The sequence below is a fragment of the uncultured Salegentibacter sp. genome (assembly GCF_963972535.1).
GTDB lineage: Bacteria > Bacteroidota > Bacteroidia > Flavobacteriales > Flavobacteriaceae > Salegentibacter.
The window spans coordinates 1-12087 of record NZ_CAXAVR010000083.1; the positions used below are offsets into that span (position 1 = coordinate 1).

The following is a 12087-nucleotide window of genomic DNA, read 5'->3' on the forward strand; positions in this document are numbered from 1 at the left end:
GCAGAAGACAGCGAAGATGAGACTAAGGCTGAGCGGCATGATATTCCGAAGAAAGATTATCACGCAATGAGCAAAGAACAGCTGGCAGATGAATTTGAATCTTTGCTTAAAAAGGAAAAAGTTCAGGCAATTAAAGACCACGTAATTGAAATTCGTGCTGAATTTAATGCGAAATTTAACGAAGAAGAAGAGGAGAAAAAAGAGGAATTTCTTGCCGAAGGCGGGAATATTATAGACTTCCACTACTCTACTCCGCTAAAAAAACGTTTCAATTCACTATATTTTGATTACAGGGAAAAACGTAATAATTACTACAAGCAACTAAAGCAAGACCTTAATAAAAACCTGGCCAAACGCTTGGAAATTATTGAAGAATTAAAAGGTCTAATTGATGTTGAAGAAAATATAAATACCACTTACAAGCACTTTAAAGAGCTCCAGGATCGTTGGCGTGTTGCGGGACCTATTCCGCGAGAAAAATATAACGATGTATGGAATACTTATCACCATCACGTAGAGAATTTCTATGATTTCCTTCATTTAAATCGTGAATTCCGCGATCTTGATTTTAAACACAACCTCGATCAAAAATTAAAAGTAATAGACCGTGCCGAAGAACTGGTGCAGGAAAACGATGTAAACCGTGCGTTTAGGGAATTGCAAATGCTTCACAAAATGTGGAAAGAAGAACTTGGACCGGTTGCAAAAGAGTTTAGGGAAGATATTTGGGAGCGTTTTAGCAGTGCTACCAAACAAATTCACGATAAGCGCCAGGAATTCTTTAGTACGATGGATGAGCGTTACGAGGAGAATTGGAAGGCCAAGCAGGTTATTATTGAGAAAATTAGGGAAATCGCAGACGAAGAGTATAAAAGCCACAATAAATGGCAACAAAAAATTAAAGAAATTGAAGCGCTTCGGGAAGCATTTTTTAACGCTGGGAAGGTACCACGTAGTAAAAACGAAGAAACCTGGACAGATTTCAAACAAACCGTTCGCCGATTTAACCGAAATAAAAACGCTTTTTACAAAAACCTAAAAAAGCAGCAATACGATAATCTTGAAAAGAAAAAAGAGCTTATTAAAATCGCTGAAGAAAATAAAGATAGCGACGATTTTAAGACGGTAACGCCTTTAATGAAGAAAATCCAGGCCGATTGGAAAAAGATTGGTCACGTGCCAAGAAAAGATAGCGACAAGGTTTGGAAACAATTTAAAGCTGCCTGCAATCATTATTTTGAACGCATGCACGAAAATCGTGACGATGAGAATAAAGAGGAATTTGAAGCTTTTGATAAGAAAAAAGAATTGTTAGAGCAGGTAAAATCTGTAGAGCTAACCGGCGATAAAAAAGAAGATCTACCTAAGATTAAACAATTTATTGAAGACTGGAAAAATCTTGGAAAAGTACCTCACAATAAGCGTTTTATTGAAGGAAAATTCAATAAAGCTTTAGATCAGCTTTTCAATAAATTAGATGTAGATCACACCAAAGCTGAAATGCTGAAATACGAAAATAAAGTACAGGCTATAAATGATGCAGACGATGATAAAAAGCTTCGTAATGAGCATTATTTCCTTACCAAGAAAATTGAGGAAACAAAGGCTGAAATTAGACAGTTAGAAAACAACTTACAGTTTTTCTCTAATGTAGATGATGATAACCCGTTGGTACAGGAAGTACACAAAAATATAGCTGACCAGAAAGAACAACTGGAAGTTTGGAAAGAAAAACTTCGTAAAATCAAGTCGCTTTACTAAGAAAAGCGATATGAAATGTATTCTTTGCGAAGGTGCAACCAAAGAATTCTGGAAAAGTAAGAACAGGGAATTTGTTGAATGCACCACTTGTGGTGGCATTCAACTTTTACCCGACTTCTTTATTTCAAAAAACGCCGAAGAAAAACGATACCTCACGCACAATAACGACATAGAGGATCTCGGCTATCAGGATTTTGTAAGCCCCATAACCTCTCAAATTCTCACGGATTTTACTTCAAAACATTCGGGGTTGGATTACGGCTGTGGCACCGGGCCGGTTGCCGCAAACATTCTTGAAAAACAAGGATATTCCATTGCTTTATACGATCCTTATTTTTACCCGAATACCACCGTATTAAACGCTACATACGATTTTATTATTTGTTGTGAAGTGATGGAACATTTCTATGAACCAAAACGTGAATTCAGCGAATTAGCCCAACGACTAAATGCTGGAGGAAAATTGTATTGTAAAACCTCTATTTATTCTGAAGAAATAGATTTCAATAACTGGTATTATAAAAACGATCGTACCCATGTTTTTTTCTATACTGCAAAAAGCCTGGAATGGATAAAAAATAACCTGGGATTTTCAACATTGAAAATTAATCCTAAGGTGATTATTTTTGGAAAATAAGGTTGAAAAGATTGAGATGTAAGTATTTTTTATTCAACTAATTTTGCTTCTTCCAATTTTGGGTGGATTTTGTCTTGTATCAAAAACATCTGCAATTTTAATATACCCAGGATTTTCCTGTACAGAATAAATTATCTTATAATGAGCATAAACTAGATATCTATAGGTAATTTTTCTTTCCTGAAGCCGCCATTCTTTCTGGCCGATGTAGGGTGAATCTTTTAACTTTTCAGCTTCCAAAATAATATTCTGAACAAGTTTACTTGCGATTACTGAATTCGCTTCTTCTTCATAAAATTTAAAAATTTCGTCAATTTGGATTTCAGCAAATTCAGACCAAATTATCTTCATTTTTTATTGATATTTCGTCAACAAGTCAGAACTGGTTTTAAAACGATTTTTCTTAAAATCTATTTCAGAACGTTCAATTCTACTGTTTAACTCTTCTTTACTCATTAAGTCTAATTTGCGCTCTGAAATTTCTTTTTCTTTCTTCAATAATACTTCCAATCGTTCTAAGGTTTCTTCACTTTCAATTTCCAAAAATTCCTTTATAAACTTCCTCTTTCTTGTTTGTAAGTCCATTTTAATAAGCTTTTTATCAAAGATACAGAATTTCAATTTTATAGGTATTTACTTAAAAACCAGATTAATTTTCTCAAAAAAATATGGATCTCACAACAACTTAGCCTCATTCCAAAAGACATCCATTTCAGCTAAAGTCATATCTTTTAAAGCTTTATTTTGTCCTTGTGCTTTGCCTTCCAAATACTGAAACCGGGTAATAAACTTTTTATTAGTACGTTCTAAAGCGTTTTCAGGATTTATACCAAGAAAACGGGCATAATTAATCATAGAGAACATAACATCGCCGAATTCAGCTTCTATTTTATCTTTATTTTCGGTATTTATTTCGTGCTGTAATTCTCCTAATTCTTCCTGAAGTTTTTCAAATACCTGTTCCGGTTTTTCCCAATCAAATCCAACCCCGGCAACTTTCTCCTGAATTCTACTGGCTTTTACCACTGCCGGCAAAGAACGCGGCACTCCTTCTAAAACGCTGGTTTTACCTTCTTTAAGTTTCAGGTTTTCCCAGTTCTTCTTTACTTCTTCTTCATCTGCTACTTCTACATCTCCATAAATATGCGGATGACGGGCTATTAATTTGTCACAAATTCCATTAGCAACATCAGCGATATCAAATTCTTTTGTTTCGCTTCCTATTTTTGCATAAAACACCAGGTGCAGCAGTAGATCTCCCAATTCTTTTCGTACTTCCTCTAAATCATTATCTAAAATTGCATCGCACAGCTCGTAGGTTTCCTCAATGGTTAAATGCCGCAACGATTCCATAGTTTGTTTTCTATCCCAGGGACATTGCTCTCTTAGCTCTTCCATGATAGTTAATAATCGATCAAATGCTTTTAATTGCTCTTCTCTGGAGTTCATAGTAGAAATTTTTGTGTTGTAAAAATAAGGATTGATTTTAGGCTTTTGGAAGTCTTATTAGAAAAAATAGTTTTTGTTTAATTCCACTTGGATGCTGAAACCAATTCAGCATAGCGTCTAATTTAATATCTTAGGTTCCTCAAATTCACTGCATAAAAAAAGCCTTCAGAAAACTGAAGGCTTGAATAAAGGGGTGGAAGACCGGGTTCGAACCGGCGACCTCCGGAACCACAATCCGGCGCTCTAACCAGCTGAGCTACAACCACCATTTTAATTGCGGTTGCAAATGTAGGTTATTTTAGCTATTTCCCAAAGAAAAATTTTTAATATTAGAACGAATTTTAATGCTATTTCCTGTACATACAGCTAAAAAGCTTCTAATTAAATAATTAGGAAAAACTAAAAATCAATCTATATTAAATCGAAAATTGAATCTACCGCCGGGTAACGTTCTACGGTGAAACCTTCCGCGTGTTCCGTATTAATTAATCTACCAAGATCTCTTGCCCTATAATTAATGCTGTCTAAAAAGTTACTACTGGAAATAGGGGTTTCAGGCTCTTTAGAATCCTGATCGTAAAACTGACTTCTATAAGCCAGCACCGATTCCATCTTTTTATCCATATATCCCGAAATATCTACTACCACATCAGGCTTTAAATTTTTCCACTGTATATAATGATAAACGTGTTTTGGGCGCCAGGCCTCCTGACTCTCCCTATCAACAATAGTCTCTATTTTACGTAAGCCGCTTAAGAAACAGGCATCACTTACCAATTTCGCTCCTTTTCCGTGGTCTATATGCCTATCGTCTACTGCATTGCATAAAACAATTTCGGGACGATATTTTCGTAAGATTTTTATAATTTCCAGTTTGTGGGCGGTATTATTTTCAAAAAAAGCATCGCTAAACTCAAGGTTTTCTCTAACTGAAACGCCCAGTATTTTTGCAGCTTCTTTTGCTTCTTTATCACGAGTTTCGGCAGTGCCGCGCGTGCCCATTTCACCACGAGTAAGATCTAAAATCCCTACCTTTTTTCCTCGGTCTACTTCTTTTGCAATAGTGCCCGAACAACTTAATTCTACATCGTCTGGATGCGAGCCTATAGCTAATATATCTAGTTTCATAGTATTTATTTTGTCATTTCCGCGCAGGCGGAAATCTTAATTTTGTTCAAACTCACCTTAGGTTAAGTTTATTCAGGAAATTCTTTTTCTCGCACAAGTTAGATCCTGAAATAAATTCAGGATGACGTTTCAAAATGAAATTTACCATTTGATATTTTTCACGTTCAAACTTCACATCTCGTACTTCTACCCTCTAACTCCTTTCAACGCCTGTTCCAGGTCTTCCATCAAATCTTCTTTTTCTTCAATTCCTACTGAAAATCGCATCAAGCCATCTTTTATTCCCTGGGCTTCTCTTTCTTCAGGAGAAAGTAAGCCGTGAGAAGTTTTTGAAGGCGATAAGATCGTAGATTCTACTCCAGCCAGGCTCATTGAAGATTTTATCAATTTTAATTTCTTCTGAAAAAGATCAAAATCCAATCCCTCACGCAATTCAAACGACATCATGCCACCAAAACCTTTCATTTGTGATTTTGCAAGTTCGTGATCTGGATGCGATTCTAAACCGGGATAATAAACCCTGGAAATGTCTTCGTGTTTTTCAAGGAAACGAGCTAATTCTAAAGCATTTTCATTCTGGGCTTTTACCCGCAATCCCATAGTTTTTAAACTACGTTCTAACATCCATACAGTGAAATCACTTAAACTTCCGCCAAAATTCTTAGCCAGCTGAAAGATCTTATCTATATGCTCTTCAGAAGCAATCGCCGTTCCTGCAAGAATATCGCTATGCCCACCCATATATTTGGTCGCTGAATGCAATACAATATCAATTCCAAAATCTATAGGATTCTGATTCACCGGGGAAGCAAAAGTATTATCTATCATACTTACCAAATTGTGCTTTTTGGCAATTTCGGCAATCGCTTTTATATCGGTTACAGTAAGTAGTGGGTTTGACGGTGTTTCAATATAGATCACCTTTGTATTTTCTTTTATTTCAGCCTCAAAAGATTCGGGTTTTGAATCTTTAGTAAATGAATATTCCAATCCAAATTTCTCAAATTCTTCGGTAATCAAATTACTGGTTCCGCCATAGAGTGTATTCTGAAAAACCACGTGGTCTCCCTTCTGCGCAAAAGCCATAAGCGCTGTGCTTACCGCTGCCATTCCGCTTCCAAATATCAACGCTGCCTCCCCGTGTTCTAAAGCTGCCATTTTTTGAGCCAAAGCCACTTGGTTTGGAGTATTAAAATATCTTGGATAGCGCTTCACTTCAACATCTTCAAACGCATAAGATGTAGCCATATACAATGGTGAAACCGCGCCTTTAAATTGTTTGTCTTCCAGTTCTCCGCTATGGGTGCAAATGGTATTTATTCCGGGATGTTTTTTTGTCATTTTTAAAGCTTTCAAAATTCGCCCTAATGTAAAAAGAAATATTCTAAATGTCCTTTGTTTTTGGGCTGTTTCCTATTCCTAAAAACTTTCATAATCAAACAGAAGTTAAATTAAGTTAAACCAGGATAGGCATTTAATATTAGCTTTTCTATTCTTTATCTTTAAGAAAAATGAGTGATATGAATGAAGTAAAAGCATACGGCGCGCAAGCCAGCGATGCCAATTTAAAAGAACTTAACATTGAACGCAGGGAAATTACCGCAGACGATGTTCAAATTGAAATTGAATATTGCGGAGTTTGCCATAGTGATATTCACCAGGTTAGAAACGACTGGAAAAATTCTAAATATCCTGTGGTACCGGGCCACGAAATTATTGGTCGGGTAACCCAGGTTGGGAAAAACGTAAGTAATTTTAAAGAAGGTGATCTTGTAGGCGTGGGCTGTATGGTAGATTCCTGCCAGGAATGCGATTCTTGCAAAGAAGACCTCGAACAATTTTGCGAAAAAGGCGCCACGCTAACCTACAATAGTAAAGACAAACATTTGGGCGGCCATACCTTTGGAGGTTATTCTGAACAAATTGTGGTAGATAAGGAATTTGTACTTAGCATTCCTGAAAATATTGACGCGAAAGCTACCGCTCCCCTACTTTGCGCGGGGATTACTACTTATTCACCACTTCGTCACTGGAATGTAAAAAAAGGTGATAAAGTTGGCGTAATTGGTCTTGGTGGGCTTGGTCACATGGGCGTAAAATTTGCTTCTGCTTTAGGAGCTCACGTGGTGATGATCACTACTTCCCCTTCCAAATCTGAAGACGCCAAAAAACTAGGTGCTGATGAAGTTCTGGTTTCAAAAAACGAAGAGGATATGAAAAAACAAGCCGGAAGTTTCGATTTTCTTTTGAATACCGTACCGGTTGGTCACGATATGAATCCTTATATCGCTTTATTAAAAAGAGACGCTACAATGGTCCTGGTGGGTGCAATTGAACCTCTGGATCCCGTGCACGGTGGCGGATTAATTGGCGGACGTAAACGAATTGCCGGTTCGGTGATTGGCGGTATTAAAGAAACCCAGGAAATGCTGGATTTTTGTGGCGAACATAATATTGTTTCAGATATTGAAATGATCGATATGCAAAATATCAACGAAGCTTTTGATCGCGTTGTAAAATCTGATGTAAAATATCGTTTTGTGATTGATATGAAATCGCTAAAAAATAAGAATTAATAAGAAAAGCTGACTGGACGTTGGTATCGTCAAGCTGAACTTGTTTCAGCTTCTAATATGATAACAATTCTAATTAAGTTAGATCCTGAAACAGGTTCAGGATGACGCTTAGAAATCCTGCCCAGTCAGCTTTTTTTGTTTCTACTGAAAAAGCCGGTTTTCCCGGCTTAGTTTTTATATTTGTTTAACGCGCATTTTCAGCAGAAAACAGACAAAAAACTAAGCACGATGAAACAATTATTTATAAATATAAAAGAACTACTTCAGGTAAGGGAAAACAAGGTAGATAAACTATCTGGAGCTGAAATGAAGGAGTTACCAACTATAAAAAACGCCTGGTTACTTATTGAAGATGATACGATTGCCGATTACGGGGAAATGGATTCTTTACCTGAAATCAATGCCGATAAAACTATTGATGCTGAAGGAAAAATAATCCTGCCTAGCTGGTGCGATTCTCATACACATATTGTGTATGCCGGGAACAGGGAATTGGAATTTGCCGATCGTATAAACGGACTTTCATACGAGGAAATCGCCAATCGCGGTGGTGGAATCTTAAACTCTGCTAAAACCCTGCAGGAAACTCCGGAAGAAGAGGTTTGCCAACAATCGGCTAAACGCCTGGAAGAAGTCATGAAACTGGGTACCGGCGCGGTAGAAATCAAATCGGGTTACGGCTTAACCGAAGAAGGCGAGTTAAAAATGCTTCGGGTTATAAAGAAACTTCAGCAAAATTATAATATTCCGATTAAAGCTACTTTTTTAGGGGCGCACGCTATTCCAAAAGAATACAAAGAAAGACCGGATGCTTATATGGATTTGGTGATTGAAAAAATCTTACCAAAAGTTGCCGAAGAAAACCTGGCAGAATACATAGATATTTTTTGTGAAAAAGGATATTTCAGCGTAGCTGATACCCATAAACTGCTTTCTGCAGCGAAAAAATTCGGTTTGAAACCAAAAATACACGTTAATCAATTTAATGCCATCGGTGGAATTCAAGCCGGCATTGAACACGATGCACTTAGCGTTGATCACCTTGAAGTAATGCGCCCGGAAGATATTGAAAGTTTAAAGGAAACAAGTACAATGCCGGTTGCGCTTCCCTCCTGCTCGCTATTTTTAAGCATTCCTTACACTCCCGCTAGAGAAATGCTGGACTCTGGGTTACCATTAGCTTTAGCAACCGATTTTAATCCCGGGAGTACACCAAGCGGAAATATGAATTTGGTAGTTTCCCTGGCTTGCATAAAAATGAAAATGACTCCTGAAGAAGCGATAAACGCAGCTACAATTAACGGCGCATACGCCATGGAACTTAGCAAAACCCACGGGAGTATCACGAAAGGAAAAAAGGCTAATTTTATATTGACAGGAAAAATCCCATCATACACCTTTTTGCCCTATGCTTTCGGCACAAATTCTATAGAGTCAGTTTTTATTAACGGAAAGAGGATAGAATAATGGAAGGTTTAAAAATCTATAATTGTAAGTCGGTAGAAAAGCTTATTTCCATTCGTGACGGTGAAACCCGGTTTGGGGAAAAAATAGGTTTTGTAGAAAGTCTGGATGATCTTAAAAAAACAAAAGCAAAATTTGTGCTTTTTGGTATTCCCGAAGATATTGGCGTTAGAGCTAACCATGGAAAAGCCGGTGCTTCAAAAGCCTGGGAAGCTTGCTTAAATTCGTTGCTGAATATTCAAAATAATGAATTCACAGCGCCAGAAAATATTATTTTACTTGGTGAAATTGACTGCAAAACCGAAATGCAAAAAGCAGCCAATATTGATGAAGCCGATCCAAATTATTATGCAAAACTTGGTGACCTGGTAGAAAAAATAGACGAAAAAGTAAGTTATTTAGTTGAGGAAATAATTTCAGCCGGGAAAATTCCAATTATTATTGGCGGCGGGCATAACAACGCTTACGGCAATATTAAAGGCACTTCTAAAGCCATAAAAAAACCGCTAAATATTTTAAATATTGATGCCCATACCGATTTAAGAAAGTTGGAACACCGGCATAGTGGCAATGGATTTAGTTTCGCGCAAAGAGATGGTTTCCTCGGGAAATATTCAATTTTCGGTTTGCATAAAAATTATACTCCACAATATATTTTTGACGAAATAAGTTCGGTTTCAAATATTAAATTCCACCTTTTTGAAGATCTAATTTTGCAAACCCACCAGGGAAAAATGGCAGCTTTTAATTCCCAGCTGGAGTTTATTAACAAACAGCCTTTTGGGCTGGAACTGGACTGTGATGCCATTATAAATTTTCCATCTAGCGCACAATCGCCTTCTGGTTATGCTTTAAATATGCTTAGAAATTTTCTTCAAATTGCTTCCGAAGAAAAAAATTGTAAATACTTACATATTTGCGAAGCCACCCCCAGCGATGAAAATTACGCGCAAGTAGGAAAAGCTCTATCATTTTTTATAACAGATTTTATGAAGGCATGACAGATACAGCAGAAGAACTTATTAAACTAACTGCCCTGGTAATAGAAGTGGTGGGAATTCTTGTTATGGTAATTGGAACCTTTCTTGCCCTGGGTAGGTATGCATTTAAACTTCAGGGAGAAAAAGTACGGAGCTTTCAAAAAATAAGAGAAGAATTAGGACGTGCAATTCTACTTGGACTTGAAATTCTAATTGCTGCCGATATTATTGCCACCGTGGTGTATGGAGCCGAAATGGAGCAAATTCTCAATCTAGGACTTATAATCCTAATTCGTACCTTTTTAAGCTTTACTTTGGAAATTGAAATAGAAGGGAAATTCCCCTGGAAACAATCAAAAGATCGTACTACAGGCCAGAAATAAACCTTTATTCAGCTTTTGAGCTTAGAAAATACAGCTTAATTATTCTATTTTTGTTCAAAAAAATAGCTACATAAAAATGGAAATTGTCTCTTATAATTCAGCTTACGCCAAAGATTTTAAAAACTTAAATCTTGCCTGGTTAGAAAAGTATTTTTGGGTAGAACCCCACGATGAAGAAGTACTGGGAAATCCCGAAAAATATATTATTGAAACCGGTGGAAATATCTTTTTCGTAAAAGATGAGGAAGAAATTATTGGTTGCGTGGCTTTAATGAAAATTGAAGATGGCATCTTTGAATTAACAAAAATGGCAGTAAGTCCCGAATATCAGGGTAAAAAAATTGGACAGAAATTAATGGAGCATAGCCTCAATTTTGCTAAAAAGCAGGGCTGGAATCATTTAATTATTTTTTCTAATCGAAAACTTGAAAATGCAATTTATATCTATAAAAAGTATGGCTTCAAAGAAATTTCTATTGGAGAAAATAACCCTTACAGCCGTGGAGATATAAAAATGCGACTGGATTTGGCATAAAATTTTGAAAAAAACGAGGCTATTCTAGTATAGGTTAATTAATTTTAATGTAAAATAATCAACTATGAAATATTTATTCACCTTACTCGCAGCGGGAATTTTATTTACCGGCTGCAAGAATGAAGGAAAAAACAATGATGCTGAAAATAAACTAAATGAAAATCCTTACGGAAAAGAAAAGAACGTGCTGGAGGCTGATTCGGCTTCTATAGACATTAAGCCCATATCTCACGCTACTGCCGCGGTAAACTGGAGCGATGCCACTTTCTATATAGATCCTGTTGGTGGTGCCGAAGCTTTTGAAGGAATAGAAGATCCAGATTTTGTTTTAATTACTGATATCCACGGAGATCATATGAGTATTGAAACCCTGGAAGCTTTAAGTTTAGAAGGAGCTTATATAATAGTGCCGCAAGCTGTAAGAGACAAAATGCCTGACGAAATGAAAGATATAGTTAGGGTTTTGGAAAATGGTGCTACAACTCGTGTACTTGAGTTTTATATTGAAGCTATCCCAATGTACAACCTTCCAGAAGATCCTGAAGCATACCACCCTAAAGGACGCGGGAATGGATATGTTGTAGAAAAAAACGGGCAACGCCTTTATATTGCCGGAGATACTGAAAACATTCCTGAAATGAAGGAACTGGAAAATATTGAGATTGCTTTAATCCCAATGAACCTGCCATACACAATGACGGTTGAAGATGCTGCCGATGGAGTTTTAGCATTTGCACCTAAAAAGGTAATTCCTTACCATTTTAGAGGTCAGGATGGTTTTGCAGATGTAGATAAATTTAAAGAATTGATAAACGAAGGCAATAAGGATATTGAAGTAGAGATGCCGGAATGGTATCCTGACAGAGAGGAAGAATAAATACAAATCTTTTATAAAAAATGAAACCCGGTGATGAGCCGGGTTTTTTGTTTTTTACATTTTTTGATTGAAAAAATAACTAAGGTTTTAATCTTATGGGTAACTTATATTTTTTGATGGAAGGATCTAAAACGGTCTTAATCTTTTTATGATTCAAGTGTTTTTTAATCAATTTCCCGGCGGGTATATGCTCGGTTCCCACATAAAGCACCTGCATTTCATTCTTTTCGTTAAAACTCACTACAAGATTTGCCACCACTTCTTCTTCAATATCAAGTTCAATATTTTTTAATAAAT

Annotated in this window: 14 protein-coding genes and 1 tRNA gene; 8 read left to right on the plus strand and 7 right to left on the minus strand. The window is 36.6% G+C overall.

All coding sequences use genetic code 11. The features are described 5' to 3' along the window. Window positions 1–1761: DUF349 domain-containing protein (locus tag AACZ30_RS10140; RefSeq protein ID WP_339649161.1), on the plus strand; the 1761-nt coding region annotated here is incomplete at its 5' end. A gap of 10 nt (window positions 1762–1771) precedes the next feature. Next, window positions 1772–2398 (plus strand): class I SAM-dependent methyltransferase, encoded by a 627-nt coding sequence (locus tag AACZ30_RS10145; protein ID WP_339649162.1) that lies wholly within the window; start codon window positions 1772–1774, stop codon window positions 2396–2398. Between the two features lie 33 nt (window positions 2399–2431). Here the strand turns inward: AACZ30_RS10145 and AACZ30_RS10150 are convergent, their stop codons facing one another. The 6 genes from AACZ30_RS10150 to AACZ30_RS10175 all read right to left on the minus strand — a co-directional run bounded on the left by AACZ30_RS10150 (window position 2432) and on the right by AACZ30_RS10175 (window position 6316). After that, complete coding sequence (locus AACZ30_RS10150) at window positions 2432–2749, minus strand: type II toxin-antitoxin system RelE/ParE family toxin (RefSeq protein ID WP_208226150.1); 318 nt, start codon at window positions 2747–2749, stop codon at window positions 2432–2434. Window positions 2750–2752: 3 nt separating this feature from the next. Then, a complete protein-coding gene (locus tag AACZ30_RS10155) occupies window positions 2753–2983 on the minus strand; it encodes a hypothetical protein (RefSeq protein ID WP_339649163.1) in 231 nt (76 codons plus the stop codon). A 90-nt stretch (window positions 2984–3073) separates the two neighbouring features. Next, window positions 3074–3847 (minus strand): nucleoside triphosphate pyrophosphohydrolase, encoded by a 774-nt coding sequence (mazG, locus tag AACZ30_RS10160; RefSeq protein WP_339649164.1) that lies wholly within the window; start codon window positions 3845–3847, stop codon window positions 3074–3076. A gap of 191 nt (window positions 3848–4038) precedes the next feature. After that, window positions 4039–4114 (minus strand) — tRNA-His (locus AACZ30_RS10165). Window positions 4115–4258: 144 nt separating this feature from the next. Then, window positions 4259–4975 carry a bacillithiol biosynthesis deacetylase BshB1 gene (gene bshB1 / locus AACZ30_RS10170; protein WP_208226153.1) on the minus strand — a complete coding sequence of 239 codons (717 nt, stop codon included), beginning with the start codon at window positions 4973–4975 and terminating at the stop codon, window positions 4259–4261. 186 nt (window positions 4976–5161) lie between these two features. Next, window positions 5162–6316, minus strand: coding sequence for a PLP-dependent aspartate aminotransferase family protein (locus AACZ30_RS10175; protein WP_208226154.1), 1155 nt, complete (start codon window positions 6314–6316; stop codon window positions 5162–5164). Between the two features lie 179 nt (window positions 6317–6495). Here AACZ30_RS10175 and AACZ30_RS10180 point away from each other — a divergent pair, with 179 nt between their 5' ends. From AACZ30_RS10180 to AACZ30_RS10205, 6 genes are all read left to right on the plus strand, one after another. Further along, window positions 6496–7551 (plus strand): NAD(P)-dependent alcohol dehydrogenase, encoded by a 1056-nt coding sequence (locus AACZ30_RS10180; RefSeq protein ID WP_208226155.1) that lies wholly within the window; start codon window positions 6496–6498, stop codon window positions 7549–7551. Window positions 7552–7779: 228 nt separating this feature from the next. Continuing rightward, window positions 7780–9018, plus strand: coding sequence for an imidazolonepropionase (gene hutI, locus AACZ30_RS10185; protein WP_339649166.1), 1239 nt, complete (start codon window positions 7780–7782; stop codon window positions 9016–9018). Then, window positions 9018–10016, plus strand: a complete 999-nt coding sequence (locus AACZ30_RS10190) for a formimidoylglutamase (RefSeq protein WP_339649167.1) — start codon at window positions 9018–9020, stop codon at window positions 10014–10016. Before hutI ends, AACZ30_RS10190 begins: the two co-directional genes overlap by 1 nt. After that, the gene (locus AACZ30_RS10195; RefSeq protein ID WP_075327510.1) at window positions 10013–10378 is read left to right on the plus strand and encodes a DUF1622 domain-containing protein; all 366 of its coding nucleotides are present in this window, start codon (window positions 10013–10015) and stop codon (window positions 10376–10378) included. The genes AACZ30_RS10190 and AACZ30_RS10195 overlap by 4 nt, the downstream gene beginning before the upstream one ends. A gap of 76 nt (window positions 10379–10454) precedes the next feature. After that, window positions 10455–10913, plus strand: a complete 459-nt coding sequence (locus AACZ30_RS10200) for a GNAT family N-acetyltransferase (RefSeq protein WP_339649168.1) — start codon at window positions 10455–10457, stop codon at window positions 10911–10913. Between the two features lie 64 nt (window positions 10914–10977). Next, window positions 10978–11790 carry an MBL fold metallo-hydrolase gene (locus AACZ30_RS10205; protein ID WP_339649169.1) on the plus strand — a complete coding sequence of 271 codons (813 nt, stop codon included), beginning with the start codon at window positions 10978–10980 and terminating at the stop codon, window positions 11788–11790. A 79-nt stretch (window positions 11791–11869) separates the two neighbouring features. Here the strand turns inward: AACZ30_RS10205 and AACZ30_RS10210 are convergent. Next, a partial coding sequence (locus tag AACZ30_RS10210) for a hypothetical protein (protein ID WP_339649171.1) occupies window positions 11870–12087 on the minus strand: 218 nt, incomplete at its 5' end.

What these genes read in the sequence shown, in the direction of transcription:
- AACZ30_RS10145 (WP_339649162.1), top strand. Translation starts at nt 1,772, where the DNA reads ATGAAATGTATTCTTTGCGAAGGTGCAACCAAAGAATTCTGGAAAAGT.
- AACZ30_RS10150 (WP_208226150.1), bottom strand. Translation starts at nt 2,749, where the DNA reads ATGAAGATAATTTGGTCTGAATTTGCTGAAATCCAAATTGACGAAATT.
- AACZ30_RS10155 (WP_339649163.1), bottom strand. Translation starts at nt 2,983, where the DNA reads ATGGACTTACAAACAAGAAAGAGGAAGTTTATAAAGGAATTTTTGGAA.
- mazG (WP_339649164.1), bottom strand. Translation starts at nt 3,847, where the DNA reads ATGAACTCCAGAGAAGAGCAATTAAAAGCATTTGATCGATTATTAACT.
- bshB1 (WP_208226153.1), bottom strand. Translation starts at nt 4,975, where the DNA reads ATGAAACTAGATATATTAGCTATAGGCTCGCATCCAGACGATGTAGAA.
- AACZ30_RS10175 (WP_208226154.1), bottom strand. Translation starts at nt 6,316, where the DNA reads ATGACAAAAAAACATCCCGGAATAAATACCATTTGCACCCATAGCGGA.
- AACZ30_RS10180 (WP_208226155.1), top strand. Translation starts at nt 6,496, where the DNA reads ATGAATGAAGTAAAAGCATACGGCGCGCAAGCCAGCGATGCCAATTTA.
- hutI (WP_339649166.1), top strand. Translation starts at nt 7,780, where the DNA reads ATGAAACAATTATTTATAAATATAAAAGAACTACTTCAGGTAAGGGAA.
- AACZ30_RS10190 (WP_339649167.1), top strand. Translation starts at nt 9,018, where the DNA reads ATGGAAGGTTTAAAAATCTATAATTGTAAGTCGGTAGAAAAGCTTATT.
- AACZ30_RS10195 (WP_075327510.1), top strand. Translation starts at nt 10,013, where the DNA reads ATGACAGATACAGCAGAAGAACTTATTAAACTAACTGCCCTGGTAATA.
- AACZ30_RS10200 (WP_339649168.1), top strand. Translation starts at nt 10,455, where the DNA reads ATGGAAATTGTCTCTTATAATTCAGCTTACGCCAAAGATTTTAAAAAC.
- AACZ30_RS10205 (WP_339649169.1), top strand. Translation starts at nt 10,978, where the DNA reads ATGAAATATTTATTCACCTTACTCGCAGCGGGAATTTTATTTACCGGC.